16 protein-coding genes are annotated in these 17,099 nt (G+C 39.7%); 10 read left to right on the top strand and 6 right to left on the bottom strand.

What is annotated here, in order from left to right; translation table 11 throughout:
* The coding region (gene galT, locus BGC07_RS04785; RefSeq protein WP_069312174.1) for a galactose-1-phosphate uridylyltransferase at positions 1-456 on the bottom strand (456 nt) is incomplete at its 3' end.
* Between the two features lie 203 nt (positions 457-659).
* Here galT and BGC07_RS04780 point away from each other — a divergent pair.
* The 4 genes from BGC07_RS04780 to BGC07_RS04765 all read left to right on the top strand — a co-directional run bounded on the left by BGC07_RS04780 (position 660) and on the right by BGC07_RS04765 (position 5,473).
* Positions 660-2,111 (top strand): D-alanyl-D-alanine carboxypeptidase family protein, encoded by a 1,452-nt coding sequence (locus BGC07_RS04780; RefSeq protein WP_235602934.1) that lies wholly within the window; start codon positions 660-662, stop codon positions 2,109-2,111.
* Between the two features lie 1,055 nt (positions 2,112-3,166).
* The gene (locus BGC07_RS04775) at positions 3,167-3,862 is read left to right on the top strand and encodes a hypothetical protein (protein WP_069312172.1); all 696 of its coding nucleotides are present in this window, start codon (positions 3,167-3,169) and stop codon (positions 3,860-3,862) included.
* A gap of 16 nt (positions 3,863-3,878) precedes the next feature.
* Entirely contained in the window at positions 3,879-4,589 is a 711-nt protein-coding gene (locus BGC07_RS04770) for a hypothetical protein (protein WP_069312171.1), read from the top strand.
* Between the two features lie 26 nt (positions 4,590-4,615).
* Positions 4,616-5,473, top strand: a complete 858-nt coding sequence (locus tag BGC07_RS04765) for a hypothetical protein (protein ID WP_069312170.1) — start codon at positions 4,616-4,618, stop codon at positions 5,471-5,473.
* Positions 5,474-5,608: 135 nt separating this feature from the next.
* Here the strand turns inward: BGC07_RS04765 and BGC07_RS04760 are convergent, their stop codons facing one another.
* Complete coding sequence (locus tag BGC07_RS04760; protein WP_069312169.1) at positions 5,609-6,799, bottom strand: MFS transporter; 1,191 nt, start codon at positions 6,797-6,799, stop codon at positions 5,609-5,611.
* A 187-nt stretch (positions 6,800-6,986) separates the two neighbouring features.
* Here BGC07_RS04760 and BGC07_RS04755 point away from each other — a divergent pair, with 187 nt between their 5' ends.
* The 5 genes from BGC07_RS04755 (at position 6,987) to BGC07_RS04735 (ending at position 10,414) form a co-directional block, all read left to right on the top strand.
* Positions 6,987-7,748, top strand: coding sequence for an IS5 family transposase (locus tag BGC07_RS04755; protein ID WP_069312168.1), 762 nt, complete (start codon positions 6,987-6,989; stop codon positions 7,746-7,748).
* A 186-nt stretch (positions 7,749-7,934) separates the two neighbouring features.
* On the top strand, positions 7,935-8,123 hold the full coding sequence (locus BGC07_RS04750; RefSeq protein ID WP_069312167.1) for a sigma factor-like helix-turn-helix DNA-binding protein: 189 nt from the start codon (positions 7,935-7,937) through the stop codon (positions 8,121-8,123).
* Positions 8,124-8,146: 23 nt separating this feature from the next.
* On the top strand, positions 8,147-8,362 hold the full coding sequence (locus BGC07_RS04745) for a hypothetical protein (protein WP_069312166.1): 216 nt from the start codon (positions 8,147-8,149) through the stop codon (positions 8,360-8,362).
* Positions 8,349-8,861, top strand: a complete 513-nt coding sequence (locus BGC07_RS04740) for a transposase (RefSeq protein WP_069312165.1) — start codon at positions 8,349-8,351, stop codon at positions 8,859-8,861. The genes BGC07_RS04745 and BGC07_RS04740 overlap by 14 nt, the downstream gene beginning before the upstream one ends.
* 395 nt (positions 8,862-9,256) lie before the next feature.
* A complete protein-coding gene (locus BGC07_RS04735; protein ID WP_069312164.1) occupies positions 9,257-10,414 on the top strand; it encodes an ankyrin repeat domain-containing protein in 1,158 nt (385 codons plus the stop codon).
* A gap of 51 nt (positions 10,415-10,465) precedes the next feature.
* On the opposite strand, the gene BGC07_RS04730 is transcribed toward BGC07_RS04735, so the two are convergent.
* On the bottom strand, positions 10,466-11,092 hold the full coding sequence (locus BGC07_RS04730; RefSeq protein WP_069312163.1) for a site-2 protease family protein: 627 nt from the start codon (positions 11,090-11,092) through the stop codon (positions 10,466-10,468).
* A 108-nt stretch (positions 11,093-11,200) separates the two neighbouring features.
* Between BGC07_RS04730 and dsbG the strand changes: the two genes are divergently transcribed.
* Positions 11,201-12,091, top strand: coding sequence for a thiol:disulfide interchange protein DsbG (gene dsbG, locus BGC07_RS04725; protein ID WP_069312162.1), 891 nt, complete (start codon positions 11,201-11,203; stop codon positions 12,089-12,091).
* An 80-nt stretch (positions 12,092-12,171) separates the two neighbouring features.
* Here dsbG and BGC07_RS04720 read toward each other — a convergent pair whose 3' ends face one another.
* The 3 genes from BGC07_RS04720 to BGC07_RS04710 all read right to left on the bottom strand — a co-directional run bounded on the left by BGC07_RS04720 (position 12,172) and on the right by BGC07_RS04710 (position 17,025).
* Positions 12,172-13,644, bottom strand: a complete 1,473-nt coding sequence (locus tag BGC07_RS04720; RefSeq protein WP_069312161.1) for a SpoVR family protein — start codon at positions 13,642-13,644, stop codon at positions 12,172-12,174.
* Positions 13,645-13,779: 135 nt separating this feature from the next.
* The gene (locus BGC07_RS04715; protein ID WP_069312160.1) at positions 13,780-15,081 is read right to left on the bottom strand and encodes a YeaH/YhbH family protein; all 1,302 of its coding nucleotides are present in this window, start codon (positions 15,079-15,081) and stop codon (positions 13,780-13,782) included.
* A 21-nt stretch (positions 15,082-15,102) separates the two neighbouring features.
* Positions 15,103-17,025 (bottom strand): PrkA family serine protein kinase, encoded by a 1,923-nt coding sequence (locus BGC07_RS04710; protein ID WP_069312159.1) that lies wholly within the window; start codon positions 17,023-17,025, stop codon positions 15,103-15,105.
* Positions 17,026-17,099: the final 74 nt, after the last annotated feature.

The following is a 17,099-nucleotide window of genomic DNA, read 5'->3' as shown; positions in this document are numbered from 1 at the left end:
GTTTTCAAAAATCTGTACCCAACGGTAGGTTTGGCTGAGTTCAGTCATTTGGTCCGCCCAAGTATTGATGACGGTGAATATTTCATTGGGAGCCATTTGGGCCAAACTCAAGTCATGGCGAGGAGAAAAGCACATGACACGGCAGAGTCCTGATGCGGGCATTTGCTGGAGTAAGGGTGATTGTTTTGTATTTATATCGTTATTGTTTTTGGCTAATTCAGGTAGTAGAGCAGCGAAATCATTCTCGAAAACAAAGGTGTCTTGATAAGGGGGGTTATGCTCGCCATTGGCACGGGTATTATTCGGACATAGGTAGCATTCTTGATCATATTGAGGTCGTTGTTCTGTCTGTGTTTTTTCTTGCTGGCCTTGCCAAGGTCGTTTGGTTCGGTGCGGTGAGACTAAGACCCACTCTCCTCGTAATGGATTAAAGCGGCGGTGTGGGTGAGTATTCACGGTGGCTCCTTGAAATTAAAACTCAGTTTGGCTCATTGTACGGGTTTTAGGCGTGGGTGCAATCGAGTAGGACAGCGAGTGTGTTTATGTTAGCATGAGAAAAATTTTTGCAATGTATAAAAATAAACATCATGAGGGTGCCCATGTTCACGATTAAGAAGACTTCTGGGGTTCTTTTTGCCTTAATAGGGCTAGGAGCGCTAGTGAGTAGTCCAGTTTTAGCAGAGTCTGCATCGATCAATACAGCTTCTACTCAATTACCTACAGCAAAAGCTGATAATATTGCTAATACTGTAGCAGACCAAAAAGCTGCAATAGCTAATTCAAATTCGACAATAAGCAATACTACGAATACAACACCTACACCTGCTGGAGTTGCTGTTCCTGTTAATGCGAAGCCTGACCCAAACTATTATGCCTTTGAGCATTATACAGCGAACCCGCCATTAAATAAGTATGGTGCGGTGAATGTGAACGCACATGTGCCCGAAAATATTCAGGTCCCTGCGGCTCCTCTTGCCGCTGGTGGAGCACAGGCTACGCCTGCAGTACTTTCATCTCAATGGCCGGCTTTAGTTCCGCCACAACCGCAGTTAAACGCAAAATCTTATATTCTTATGGATGCTAAGAATGGTGAGATTTTGGCAGCTTATGATGGCAATAAGCGTATGGCGCCGGCGAGTACAACAAAGTTGATGTTGCTCTATATCGTGCAGCAAGAGTTAAAATCAGGTCGCATTCATTTAGATGATAGGGTGACGGTGCCAAAAATTGCTTGGGCGACCGGCGGTTCTAGAATGTTTTTAAAACCAGGGAGCCAGGTTTCGGTTAAAGAGTTAATTCAAGGGGTCATTGTTGATTCTGGTAATGATGCCGCGGTGACTTTAGCGACTTATATGGGTGGAACACAAAGCGCGATTGTTCATCTGATGAATCAGGCATTAAAATCACTAGGGATGCATAATACTCACTTTAGTGATGTGATGGGGTTACCTTCACCTGCGCACTTTTCAACGGCTTATGATTTAAGTAAACTCGCTTTTGGTTTAATTAATCGCTACCCTGAATATTACTCTTGGTTTTCACAAAAATATTTCCGTTATAATGGCATTCGTCAGGCGAACTTTAATCGTTTATTATTTATTTATCCATATGCGGATGGTCTAAAAACAGGCAGTACTGGGGCTGCGGGTTTTTCATTGGTCAGTTCGGCAAAAACTCCAGGGAATCCGATGCGTTTAATCGCTGTGGTTTTAGGTGCAAACTCTGATAATCAGGTTGCGTCTTTAAGCAAAGAATTACTAACCTATGGTTTTCGCTTCTTTGAAGGGCGTGAGTTATATCATGCAGATACTAAATTAAGTGAGCGTCGAGTGTGGCTAGGCCAAAGTGATGAGCTCGCCGTTGGTGTGGACAAAGCTTTATATGTAACGATTCCACAAGGTTCAGATTCTAAATTAAAAGCGAATATGGTCTTTGATAATACGTTGAAAGCGCCGATCGCCAAGGGTCAGAAAGTGGGTGAGCTTAAAGTGACTTTAGAGGGCAAAGAAGTGGCTGATGTGCCAGTCGTTGCGATGGCTGATGTTGCGCAGGGAGGCTTCTTTAAACGCTTCTCCGACCATGTTCGGTTGTTCTTTGATAAAATATTTTAATTATATTTAATCCTTTTTATTAAAAATAAATATTAAAGGCGCATCATGCGCCTTTTTTGTTTTTCATCTTGTAGGTAAGAGCTATTATGCGCTTAGAGTCCATATTGTAGCTATCACGAAAATAATTAGTGAGCAAGTTTTGTTCAGTGCTTTTTCTAGGCATGAATGCTAATAAACGTTTGATTTATTTAAAAGTACTTATTTATATATATTTTTAGTTAAAAATCTATGTAAGTATATGGTTAATTTATGGTAAATTTCATGCATCCTGAGAGAGGCGTTAAATATCTTAGCTTATTAGCTTGGAAGATCGTCACTCTACTGTGTGATGTGTAAAGTTTAAATAGGAAGTCAAATCAATATGCTAAAGATTAATCCCGAAGTGTTAAAAACTTTGACGAACAAGTTCTCTACACCAGCAGAGATAGATAAAGCTGTAAAAGCAACCACAAAGAAATATTAAAGCATATGAGGAGGAGTGCTTTAAGAAAACAGGGCAAATGATTATGAACATCGCAGCTCTTGGTGTTCTCACTTAGGAAATACAATATACCTGAAGATGTGTCATGGGTATCGTCACATTAATTTGCTGATTGTGGAGGGTGAGGGGCCGGTCAATGATTCCTCTGTGATTTTTTTCCATAGTCAACACAAGAGCTCTGATCCCCTGCGCAAGGAGAAGTATCAATATGAACTAGACCCGATTTAGCATAAGTGGGTCAGCATAATTGGCGCATGACAACAACAATATATTTACGCTCTTACAGTGTATTAGTTAACTAATAGGAGATTTAGCAGTGCCTAAAAATAAATCGAAAATTAAAGTGAAACGATCGATATTTTCTTCATTGATAGGAAACAATCCTTCTTACTATAAACCAAAAATGACCACTTATGGAGATGGAAGTACATCTCCAAATATATTCTTTTCTGTATTGTAAAAAAATAAAAATTATTTTCTGAATGAGCCACTTTATCAATCGATTAATAAAGAGAAAGAATTTTCAAGTGAAACTAATAATGCCCAGTATATTTTAATTAACTTAAATGAGAAAATGCCGAGTGTGATTAGTTCACACTTAACGGTAGTATCTTATTATGATAATGGTGCTCAAAATAAAGTTAAACAGTTGGCAGCTCATCAGCATTATTCAGCGAAATATGAAGATAGCGAAGGCTTTATTCATGATATAAAAGTATATTATCAATATGAACAGGGTAAAAAAGGTGCTCTCAAATTATATGATAGTAGTGATAATCCGTTATCTTCAGAAATAAAAGAGCAAATAAAGCAAAATGCACTTAAATTCATGCAGCCACTTATTGATAAAGTTGATCAGCATATAAATGATTTAGAGCTTGAAAAAGCCAACTTAGAGGAAAGTATTGCAAAGATAAATAGTCAATTAGCTGTTGAAAAAGAATTAGATAGAAAACTTGAGCTATCTACAAAGGTTTATGGCTTATATCAAGAATGGTTTAAGCTTGTAAATAGTAAAGATTATAGGGAGGTCGCTGATTTTAGGGATAACTCTTTGGGTAAAGCAACTAAAGATGGTTTTAAAGTGAAGGCACCTCGAGGTGCTTTTACTAAGAATAGACAAGATAGGATACTGAAGAGTGTGTTCAAGGAAAATATGCATAACCTTAAAGAAAGTATGAGTATTATCCACCACTTGCTTTCTAAAAAAGTGAAACCTTCAGTGAATAATGTTGCTGTTGATCATGAAGATTCAATAAAAAAATCATAAAAATAAAAAAATAAGTATGAAATATAATAACAAAAAACAACGGAGAAAAGAAAATAAAATTAAACTTCAAAATCCAGAAACGATATTAGAAGTTGGTTTGTCAAAAGCAGTACATAGGTCTGATGCTTATTTAAAATTATGGGATTTATTAGCTCAAGGTGATCTTCTTAGCTTTGAAAAGTTGATACAGAATGAAATTTTTAAAGGTGAATGTATGCTATTTTATGCAGATTCTAAATCTTTAAAAAAATTATGCCTACCAGAGAATATCGACACTTTTAAAAATATATTAAAATTACAGAAAAAGACTCTTATTGCTGGTAAAGATAATAATAAAGAAGCTGTGGTTTCCCTTATTCAAGGACTAATTAAGGCAGGAAATATTGAGGGGCTTTTGGCACTTGATAAGTTGGGCTTGAATGCTGATGAAATTTTGTTCAAATATACAAAAAAAGGTTTGATGCATCACCTTGTTGATTATTCTCATCAATATAATAATGAGAAATTTTATACAGGACTGTTTGCTGGTTTGCATGATCAAGGGTTCCGTTGCCGGCATACTAATGAGGCATTTAAAATAGACTACCATGGTTGTTCATTGAGAGCGAATAGCTTGCAGTATGCGATTTATAGTGGATTTTTTGAATTAGCCCACTGCTTTATGAAAGAAAAAAAGTTAAAGATAATCTTTCAAGAACACATTATAAAAAAGGAAGCTATGATCTAACGGCTTTTGATTTTTTAATTGCATCTATGATTAAAGGTGGGATAACACCTGAAAAATATCGGTTATTTTTGGCTTTATCTGACAGTCACGGTAAAAAGGAGGTCTCTCATGTTCTCACTGTTTGTCGCAGTATCTATGCCGATGGCATACAAGGCCAGGGAGGAGATGAGTTAAAAAAAACCTCTGAGCTGATTGACCTGCTATCTCAAGTCTTACTGATTGACTTGTATAAACAAAAAAATACACATAAGAAAATGAAAAAAGAAGTTTCGTTCGATGATGTTGCTTATCTTGTATATGACTCGACTATTAAGGATGCTAAACATCAATTAAAGCGTGTTAAAGTTCACAAAAATCCACTGTTTACTGCACAAGCTGAAATAGCAGAGGTCGTTGGGTGGCTAACACTGCTAAAATTAGCTCTACACTATAATATACGCAACAATTCAAATCCATTTCTTAAGAAAGAGCTTACACGAAACGTGTTGACTAGTATCACAGGTACCATTAAAAAACATAAGATGGGTATACCACTGCAAACTGATTTGCTGTCTATCGGGTCAAATAGCTTGTATTTTAGTCCGGATCATATGGTTGAGATTTTAGCTGGGAAACTTCTGAAGCTGAACCCAGAAAGTAAGATAGAAGATGTGATGGACTTTATAAGAAAAGAAGTGTTAGTCGGGTTAAAAGGGGAAAAACATCAAACATTAAAAGGTGTGAAGCAACATGTTGCCAATGGGCTTCAGTCAATCCCGACACAGCAGGGTGTGAATAGTGGAAGATTGGACAGAGGAAGGTCACCAAGTCGCCTTGTGGAGGCTGAAAAAAAGTGCGAGGATGAGGGACCGATCAATGATTCCTCAGTGCATTTTTTTCCATAGTCAACACAAGAACTCTGATCCTCTGCGCAAGGAAAAATATCAATATAAACTAGATCCGATTTAACCGCATCGCGAAAACCTCGTTGTCGCTTTGTCATATGCTAGTCGATCGCTTACATAGGCCCACTTCAATAGCTAACCCAATGAAGCATTCTGTCTTAAAAACAACACGGCTGCACTCAACACCAAACCGAAATTAATCAAAGCCAATGGTAATAAACCAACAATCTGCCATTGGCTGGCTAAGGCTGAAACCAGTCCTGCTCCAACCACAAAGATCGAACCCATTAACGCACCTGCACTTGCTGGAGTGTTTGGGTATAAGGCAATACAACGACCATACAGCTGTGAAAAAACAGCGCCAGCACAAAACCCGAGTACTAAAGTTGGCAATACAACCCCCCATACTGATAGTCCATAAAGCACCGATTCAATTACCATCGACAGTGCAATTAACACAGCCACACTTAAATAGCTGAGTCCAACACGAAGCGCAGAAAACCTGATCGCAAACCGATAACTTACCGTCCCCAAAAACCAAGCAAGCCCCAACCATAGAGCGACATGCCCATAAAAAATAGGGCTCAACCCTAGCTGGCTCTGAATCAAAAAGGGGCCAACAACGTTAAAGACTGTCAATACTGAATACAGTAAAGACAAACATGCAACTCCAGCCATAAACTCAAATGAACGTAACATATGTCCATAATTGACCACCAGCTGACGTAAGGGGATAAATTTATCAGTTGTTTTACGCTTCGTTTCTTTAAATACAAGCAGCATGATGATCGCCATCACAGCACTATAAAGTGCCAATGCATAGAAAGGCACATGCCAGCCACCCCATACTTGTAAATAGCCACCAATGGCAGGAGCCAAAATAGGTCCCATCGCCCACGCCACCGTACTATAATTCATTGCTTTTAAATAAGCTGTACCTGTAAATAAATCACTAATCGATGCCCTTGCAGGAACAAGAATGCCGCTCACGACAGCACCTTGAATAATCCGCATTACCCACAAAAATTCGATATTGGGTGAAACACTCGCACCAAAGCTAGACAATGCATAGAGCAATAAGGAAACAATGACAATCCAACGCCGCCCATAGCGATCTGACAATGGACCAATAATGAGCTGCCCAAATCCATAGCCAAACAAATAAAGGGCTACAGTCACTTTCGCAGCAAAGTGACTCACCCCCATACTACTTTGAATTGCAGGCAGTGATGGTACATAAATATCAATGCCTGCGCCTGACAATGGAACGACAAGTAATATGAGAGTTAAGGTGAATCGATGGTGATTTTTGCTATTCTGAATCAAGTACTACACCTCTAATATACCGTGACCTTGTACACACACAACTCTAGCTAATATAACAATTGATTAGCAATTAAACTAGTTAACACTTGTCATGGGCTTTGTTGCTTAGCTCAAAAAGTGATCAATTATGGTGATTGAGCCAGTTCACTGTTATCCTGGGATCGAATCAATAAAGTGATAAATAGCAGTGCCTTACAAGTATCCCAAAAAGAAAGGTTGGAACGTTCCCAAACAGAAATACAAGGTCAAAAATTGGCCAACGTATAACAACTCATTGCGAAACCGAGGCCGAGTTGACGTTTGGGTTTCAGAGGGAGTCATCGAAAATTGGCATGAAAAAGATCGAGTCTATGATGGTACGGGTACACCACAACTGTATACGGGTCTGGCAATAATTACCTGCCATGAAATACGCAAAGTTTTTAAACAGCCACTGCGCCAAACTCAAGGAATGATTGATTCCTATTTTGAAGCACAAGGATTACCAATTAGATGCCCTGACACGGTACTCTCTAAGCGTTTAGCAGAGCTTAATATTGAGGTTCCACGTTATCGAAAAACAGATCAGCCAGACGATGACATTGCAGCGATAGCCATTGATTCCTCAGGCCTCAAGCGCTTTGGCCGAGGTGAATGGCATCAGGAGAAATATAAAATTTCAGCGAAGCGTAGTTGGCGCAAATTACATGTAGCTGTTGACGATGGCCACTATATTCAGGCTGCGCTCATCACAGATCGTTATGAGGCTGATGAAGAGGTTGTGGACGACTTGCTAAACCAAATTGATTTTGAGTTTGATCACTTCTCAGCAGATGGTGCTTATGACAGCTATGATGTCTATGAATCAGTGCTTAATCATTCGCCGAATGCAACCGTTGCGATTCCTCCTCCTAAAAATGCGGTATTCGATGATAATAACCATACCATTAGAAATAAGAATTTAAGTTAGATTATCAAACAGGGTAGAATGCACTGGTAAAAGGCGAATCAATATGGCAGAAGAAATTATTCTGAACTTGGAGTACAGCGCTATAAGCGCATACTGGGTAATATAGCATTTTAAATAATAATAAATCCTATTTTTTCAAATGATTAGTATGGTGTTATAATTGTTGCTTTAGCCAAGGATAGCCCAATGGTCGCCCCATATTCTGTTGATTTAAGAGAGCGAGTAATCAACTTAAAACTCACAGAAGAGTATACCAACGAAGAAATTGCAGAGCTTCTCTCAATTAGCATGAGCAGTGTAAAAAAATATTATCGGCAATACAAAAATAACGAATCGCTCATTCCTAAGAAGCCAGGGGGAGAAAGCCGACGATAGAGCCTCAAGATAAAGCATTAATTATGACTTATATTGCCGATTTTCCTGATGCCACACTAAAAGATTACCGAGATCAATTAGAGTCTGATACCGGTAAAAGTGTCACTATCCCTTGTATGCATTATGTGATTAAAGAGTTGAAAGTCTCCTATAAAAAAATCTTGTTACGCACAAGAACGGGAGCGCGAGGATATAAAGCAAGAGCGAGAAAACTTTATAGAGTTTATGCCAAGTATTGATCCGTCTAATTTAATTGTTTTGGATGAATCAGGTTTCCCATTAAATTTAACAAAACTTCATGGCCGATGTTTGACAAAAGAAAGGCTGAAAATGCCGGTTCCAATTCATGGAGAAAATATATCAGCATTAGGTGCAGTGAGTTTAGAAAAAGTGATCGATATTGGCATGGTCAATGGGGCTGTTGATCAAGATTGTGTGGAAGCATTTATCAAGCATTCATTGCTGCCAAAACTACAGCCAGGTAAGATATTATTGATTGATAATGCACCTGTGCACAACGTGAAAAAAATCAAAGAAATGGCCAAACTAAAGGGTGTAATGGTTTTACCTTTACCAAGGTATTCTCCTGATTTATCTCCAATAGAAATGTGTTGGTCTAAACTTAAAAGTATTATTCGTAAGCTTAAGCCCAGAACGGAAGCAGAGTTGTTTCATGCATTTGCTCATGCAATTAATGAGATTGAGTCAGATGATTTGGAAGGGTGGTTTGATCATTGAGGCTGCATAATTACTGAAAATGCTATATGATGCAATCTAGAGAAATGGCCAGACAGAAAAACGAAGGAATGATTGGTGCAGGCGTTTTGAATAAGATGACCCGCCTAGGCATGCCGGATAGTTTTAGAAGCAGCTGAAATGCGCCTATCGGAAGGGGCGAGAGGCTAAGCAACAAAGCCAACTTCCTTGAACCACTATTTTAAAACATTAGAGCTCAAAGTGCGAAGCTTGTGATTTATATATATTTTTAGGTAAAAATCTATGTAAGTATATAGTTAATTTATGGTAAATTTTACGCACCCCTGAGAGAGGCATTAAATACCTTAGCTGATTAGCTTGGAAGGTCGCCACTCTAATGTGTGATGTATAAAGTTTAAATAGGAAGTCAAATCAATATGCCAAAGATTAATCCCGAAGTGTTAAAAACTTTGACGAACAAGTTCTCTACACCAGCAGAGATAGATGAAGCTGTAAAAGCAATACCACAAAAAGATATTAAAGCGTATGAGGTGGAGTGCTTTAAGAAAACAGGGCAAACGATTATGAATATCGCAGCTCTTGGTGTTCGAGGGGAGTTTGCTGACAAAGCAAAAACACTCTTAGCTGCTGGTTTTGATCCAAATAGGCAAGAGAGAGCGTTCGGCAATACCACCTTGCAATTATTAATTGGTAATGAAGACTTTGAGAATGCTAGAAAGCTTGTTGATCTTGCAAAAGGGAAAGTTAATTTAGCAATAGCAGATAAAGAAGGTAAAACGCCTGTTATACTTTTATCAAAAATGGGAACTAAAAATGCAACCGACTTTGCTTGTTATTTATTATCCAAAAACCCTGATAACTTGATGGCTAAGGATCGAGGTGGCCTTAGAGTTGATCAATATGCTATGGTCTTGGGAAATATTCAATTGCTTGAAGCTTTAGCAAAAACTGGAAAATTTTCTTTTGCTGATATGGATAGAGAGTTAAGCGGTCTTCTTCAGAAGGTTAGCATTAACGATGTTCTGCGTTCTGTTTCTATTGAACCCTCTAGAGCTGAAAATGCTCAGCAAAATAATTTAGTGGATTACAATGGGCAGCCGATATGTGTATTAAACCCAGGTCTTGAAGTCATTGACATTGTCGCTAAACGAAAGAAAGTTTCAGGCAATAAGCTAAGAAGTTTAAAGGAGCTAGACTTTGTAGATCCAACTAAATTAAGAGAAACAAGAGATATAAAGTCAAGCATCTCACCTTCATTGAAGGAAGCTTTTTTTCAACAATATAGTGGGTTATCTAAAAAAAGTGTTCTCCAAAAATGCGAAGAGGGGCAGCAACAGTTAGTGACTAACCCCAAGCTGAAGCGAAATTTACAAAGTCAGTCATGGACTAGCTATACTCAAAATTCAGCTAATCATGAATTAAAGTCTGGTCCTTTGTCTTTTTTAGAACCCGGAGATGCTGCTAAGGCTGCGCAAGTTAGCAAGGCTTCTCACAGCAGTACTCAGCCGTTTTTAGATGCATTCTGCCGTAAATCACAGCAAAGTCAAAACCCCTCTGTATCTTTTGATCAATGAGTTAGTGGCAGGTTGCTTGATTAGAGTCACTTGCATAAAAGTCAATGTCTTTTAGATAAAAAGTCTCATAAAAAACAGAGTTCCGTCGTTAAGGAGTGGTGATAAATATTGGCTGAATATTCCTGAGACAGCCAGTAAAATCACTAGAATAAAGCCAAGAAAAGAAAATCGCTCGTATTGATAAGCGAAGCGAGGAGGCAATAAGCTTGCAATGACACGACTACCGTCTAAAGGGGGAATGGGGAGTAAATTTAAAGCAATTAAAATAATATTGATTTGTATCCCGAAGGTGCTCATCGAGTAAAGGGTAGCGGATTGCATTTTTACTGAAACCGCAAATAATATCGACCATATAAATAGAAAAATAAAATTCACTAAAGGACCCGCGATAGCGACTAAGGCACTATCTCGCCGTGGAGAGCCGAGCTTGTTGTAGTTCACCGGAACAGGCTTGGCCCAACCAAAGAGGAAGCCGCTAGTAAAGTAGAGTAAGGCTGGGACAGCAATCGTTCCGATCGGGTCGATATGAGCGATCGGGTTGAGACTAAGGCGGCCTTGGTTGGCTGCGGTTGAATCGCCGAGGAGTTTGGCAGCATAGCCGTGGCCGACTTCATGGAAGACGATAGCGGTTAGAATTGGGATGATTAAGATGACCGCGGTGTTTAAGTATTCTATCATAATTTGTTAAGCTTCATCAGTTAGTTTGGAGACCAAATACATAGCTAAGATAGCATTTTTCAGGCATTATTATGCAGGAATTAGTGCATTTAAAGAAAGGTAAACGCAATGAAAAAAGTATTAGGTTTAGCTGCCGCTGCTGTCATTGGTGCTGGAATTGGTGCTGCAATAATGCATACAACTGACACCGAAAAGGCCGTAGCGAAAGCGCAAATTCAGAAAAAACAAGCTATTACAGAAAAAGTAAACCCTGAGGCCGCAAAAGATTTGATCATGAAGATCACGCGTAACCAGTTTGATGTAAGCCAGCAATTTAATGCAGGATCAGATATAAAAGGCTTCGTCATTAAGCCTAAGCAAGGAGGGCAGCAGCTAATCATCTATGCCAATCAACAAGGCCAGTTTGCCTTTTTTGGTACGATGTTTGGTAAAGATGGTGCAAATTTAACGGAAAACTACGTTAAGAAAAATATCCAACCGAAGATTGCAAGTAAACTGCTTGAAGAAGCAGGCAAGACTCATTGGTTCTTAGAAGGGAAGGTTGATGCACCCCACCAGATTTATTTGGTGGCTGAGCCAAATTGCTCGATCTGTCATATGCTTTATAAAAACTTACAACCTTACGTGCAAAGTGGTCAGCTTTCGATTCGTTGGATCATGGTTGCTTTCTTAAAGCAAGACAGTGTGGGTAAGGCGGCTGCAGTTTTATCAGCTAAAGATCCTGCGGCACTATTAGCTCAAGATGAAAAAACCTTTGATATGAAAACAGAAAGTGGTGGAGTTAAGCCACTAGCTGAAAAAGACATTTCTGAGAAGGTAAAAGCTGAACTGAAAGAGAATTTAGCATTTTTTGAGAAAAATGGTATGCAAGGTACACCGGTTGTGATTTATAAAGATAGCAAAGGTGAAAACCAAGTCTTGCCGGGTTATCCCCGTGAAAAGCTCGATGCGTTTGTTGCTAATATCGGTAAATTGCCGGCAGGAAAACAAAATGCTTAATGAGGTCTAATTATTTTAAAAGGGGCATTTAGCCCCTTTTTTATTGGTTTAAACTTTTTTGCCTTCTCTTTTGAGCAGGTTTAGTTCTCAGGGGCAGGTTCTCTGGGTGGGCAGTGATAGGTTTTTACCACTTTGCCATCTGTTGCAACAGACTCAAGAATGACTGGGAAATTCCACAAGCGATAAACATGTTTGAGTATTTCTTGTGTACTTTTATCGTCGAGAGGGCGCCGGTTGTTCATCAAATGTCTTAATACGAGTGAACGATTACCACGTAAATCGACGTTATAAACCTGAATACGAGGCTCTATATTGCCCGGATTGTATTGCTCAGAAATGGTCTGACGCACTTTACGATAGCCTTGCTCATTGTGGATAGCGGTGACTTCAAGTTCACTGTCTTCATCATCGTCGAGGATGCAAAAAAGCTTCATATCACGCATGACTTTAGGGGATAGATACTGAGCGATAAAGCTTTCATCTTTAAAATTGCGCATTGCAAACTCAATAGATTCTCGCCAATTTGTTCCGGCAATGTTTGGAAACCAATAATAGTCTTCTTCTGTAGGCTCCTCACAAATACGACGAATATCAATCATCATATTAAAGCCAATAGAATATGGATTCAGTCCGCTATAATAAGGGCTATTGTATGGTGGTTGATAAATAACGCTGGTGTGTGAGGTGAGAAATTCAAGCATAAAGCCATCATTGACTAAGCCTTCTGCATACATTTCATTGAGAATTGTATAGTGCCAGAAACACGCCCAGCCTTCGTTCATGGCCTTAGTGAGGCGCTGAGGGTAGAAATATTGTGCCATTTTTCGAACGATACGAACAAGCTCTCGCTGCCAGGGTTCGAGTAAGGGGGCATTTTTTTCAAAGAAGTAAAGTAAATTGTCTTCAGGTTCTGTGGGAAAGCGCTGTTTTTTAGTGTCTTGTGCTTCTTCATCTTTTTTTGGAATCGTCCGCCAAAGTTCATTGACCTGGTATTGTAAATGCTCTTCGCGTTTGATTTGGCGCTCGCGTTCTTCCGCCATCGAGAGCTTGTTAGGGCGGCGATAGCGATCAATACCGTAGTTCATTAAGGCATGGCAAGAATCAAGAATTTCTTCAACAGCATTAATTCCGTGCTTTTCCTCGCACTCACGAATATATTTTTTCGCAAAGACGAGGTAATCGATAATTGCATCTGCATTGGTCCAGGTTTTAAAAAGGTAATTATTTTTAAAAAATGAATTATGGCCATAGCAGGCATGAGCAATCACTAACGCTTGCATCGTAATGGTGTTTTCTTCCATTAAGTAGGAAATGCAAGGGTCAGAATTAATGACGATTTCATAGGCTAAACCCATTTGTCCGCGACGGTAGTTTTTTTCAGTGGAAAGAAAGTGTTTACCGTAGGACCAATGGTTATAGTGGATGGGCATGCCCGATGATGCATAAGCGTCCATCATTTGCTCTGCAGAAATGACCTCAATTTGGTTCGGGTAAGTATCGAGGTTAAATTTTTCATGAGCGATACGCTTGATTTCTCGATCGTATTTTTCCAAAAGCTCAAAGGTCCACTCAGAAGATTCGGAGAGGTAATTGTTTTTTTTCTGGCTGTTTTTTTAGCCGTTGATTTTTTACGTGCTTTGATCGGCGCATTTTTTTTGAGATTTTTTTGTCTTCTGCTTTTGTTATAGTCATGCGGCTTGCCTTTTAAATAGTTTTCTAAAGACAGGATAAATATCTTTCACGCTGTCAATATTCTGCATGGAAAAATGCGGACAGGCTTCGCTGACTTCAAGATAAGCATCCCAGAGGCTTTGATGGTGGCGTGACATGATTTCTGTGTACGCAAAGTATTGAACATGCGGCATAATATGATTAAACAGTAAGTCGCGGCAGCGTGGCGAATCGCTATTCCAATTGTCGCCATCAGAGGCCTGTGCACCATAAATATTCCATTCTGATGTTGGATAACGTTCAGCAATCACATCTTTCATGAGTTCAAGCGCGCTGGAGACAACGGTACCACCGGTCTCTCGGGAATAGAAAAATTCTTCTTCATCGACTTCTTTTGCTGAGGTATGATGACGAATAAAAACGACATCAATATGCTCATAGGTCCGGTTTAAAAAGAGATAAAGTAGGATAAAAAAGCGCTTAGCAATGTCTTTTTTAGCTTGATCCATAGAGCCTGAGACATCCATGAGGCAAAACATCACCGCTTGAGTTGTTGGCTTGGGTTGCTTGACGCGAGAGTGATAACGCAAGTCAAAGCTATCTATAAATGGGATATTTTTAATTCTTTTCTTTAAGAATTTAATATCTTGTTTTATCTTAATGACATTATTATTGCTGTCATTATTTTCTTCTTCACTACTATTGTTATTTTTATTGGTACGTTGTGATTCTTCTTGCTCTTGTAGTTTTTCTTCGAGTTGGTGAATTTCTTCTTTGTAAGGGCCAGCCAGTGCAATACGGCGAGCTAAGGCATTTCTAAATGAGCGGACAATACTAATGCTAGGCGGTGTCCCTGTCACGCTAAAACCTGCACGTACTGAATCAAATACTTCAGTTTTACCCACTTTTTGCTTGGTTAAATTAGGGAGTTCTAGATCTTCAAAAAATAGTTCTAAAAATTCATCTCGGGAGATTTCAAAACCAAAGTCATCTTCACCTTCTCCACTATCGCTGGCGTTGTTACCTCGACCTCCCGCGCCACTTTGAGGGCGTTTGACGCGATCACCTGCAATAAATTGGTCGTTACCCGGGTGAACCATTTCACGCTTACCCCCTTCACCGTGGTGAAAGTGAGGCTCAGAAAGGTCTTTGGCTGGGATAGAGACTTTTTCACCACTTTCAAGGTCGGTGATGGAGCGCCCTGATACTGCATCAGCAACAGCACGCTTTATTTGTTGTTTAAACCGGCGGATGAAGCGCTGCCTGTTGACAGCACTTTTATTTTTGCCATTTAAACGTCGGTCAATAAATTGTGACATGGACGCTCCTTGTTTTGCAGCTTAAGAGGACTTACGTACGCGTAGATACCATTCACACAGTAAGCGAACTTGCTTTTCTGTATAACCTTTTTCAGTCATTCGGTTGACAAAATCCTTATGTTTTTTCTTGTCTTCGACAGAGGATTTAGCGTTAAATGAAATGACAGGTAGAAGTTCTTCGGTATTTGAGAAAATTTTCTTCTCAATGACTGCACGTAATTTTTCGTAGCTGGTCCAGTCTGGGTTTTTGCCTTTATTATTTGCCCGAGCGCGTAAGACAAAGTTGACGATTTCATTTCTGAAATCTTTTGGATTGCTAATGCCGGCGGGTTTTTCGATTTTCTCCAGTTCTTCATTGAGTGATTGGCGATCGAGAATCTCCCCTGTGTCTGGATCGCGGAACTCTTGATCCTGAATCCAGTAATCCGCATAGGTGACGTAACGATCAAAGATATTTTGGCCATATTCAGAATAAGATTCTAGATAGGCAGTTTGAATTTCTTTGCCGATAAACTCGATATACTGGGGAACTAAATAGCCTTTAATGTAAGACAAGTAACGCTCTGCGATTTCTGAGGCAAATTGTTCTTGTTCGATTTGAGTTTCCAGAACATAGAATAAATGTACCGGATTTGCTGCGACCTCAGTATGGTCAAAGTTAAACACTTTTGAAATAATCTTAAAGGCAAAACGGGTAGAGAGCCCGGTCATCCCTTCATCGACACCGGCATAATCTCGATACTCTTGATAAGATTTAGCTTTCGGATCAGTATCCTTTAGATTTTCACCGTTATAGACTTTCATCTTAGAGTAAATGCTCGAATTATCTGGCTCTTTTAAGCGAGAAAGCACAGAGAATTGTGCCATCATATCTAGCGTGCCTGGTGCACAGTGAGCACCTTTTAAAGAGCTGGTATTGACGAGTTTTTCATAAATATGTTTTTCTTCTGACAGTCTTAAGCAGTAGGGGACTTTAACGATGAAAATACGATCTAAAAACGCTTCATTGTTGCGATTACCTTTAAATGACTGCCACTCCGATTCATTTGAGTGCGCCATAATGATGCCATCAAAAGGAATAGCAGCAATGCCCTCGGTACCGTTGTAGTTGCCTTCTTGTGTTGCTGTTAATAAAGGATGCAGTACTTTGATGGGCGCTTTGAACATCTCGACGAATTCGAGAAGGCCGCGGTTGGCAATACAAAGACCACCTGAATAGCTATAGGCGTCGGGATCGTTTTGTGAATAGCGCTCGAGCATGCGTATGTCGACTTTACCGACGAGTGATGAAATATCCTGGTTATTTTCATCGCCAGGTTCCGTTTTCGTCACAGCGACTTGGTCACGGACAGATGGCCACACTTTGACGACTTTAAACTCACGAATATCACCGTTGTACTCATGTAAGCGTTTGCTCGCCCAGGGGGACATACCTTTGCCTAAATAGCGTTGGGGAATACCATACTTTTCTTCTAACAGTTCACCATCTTCTTCAGCTGAAAATAGGCCCAAAGGTGACTCATTAATGGGGGAGCCCTTGATGGCATAAAAAGGCACTTTTTCAATGAGTGTTTTAAGCTTTTCTGCCAGTGAAGATTTACCACCACCAACGGGGCCTAATAAATAAAGGATTTGCTTTTGTTCTTCTAAGCCTTGTGCCGCATGACGGAAGTAGGCGACAATTTGCTCGATGACCTCTTCCATACCATAAAAATCTTTGAATGCAGGGTAGCGTTTAATGACTTTGTTGGCGAAAATACGGCTTAATGTTGGGTCATTACGGGTGTCGACGAGCTCGGGTTCACCAATTGCAATGAGCATGCGTTCTGATGCATTAGCATAGGCAAGGGGGTCTTCTTTACAGAGTTGTAAGTACTGTTCGATGCTGATTTCTTCTTGACGTTGAGATTCATAACGGTCTGAAAATTGGCTAAAAATATCCATATGCGCTCCCTCACAGCCCCCTCTTGTCCAACATCACGATAGAATTTGCTTGATGTTTGGTACAAAACGAGTGG

The sequence above is a fragment of the Piscirickettsia litoralis genome, from assembly GCF_001720395.1.
GTDB classification, from domain to species: Bacteria; Pseudomonadota; Gammaproteobacteria; order Piscirickettsiales; family Piscirickettsiaceae; genus Piscirickettsia; species Piscirickettsia litoralis.
The sequence above is the reverse complement of the archived record's forward strand: the minus strand, read 5'-3'. Positions and strand labels throughout refer to the sequence as shown.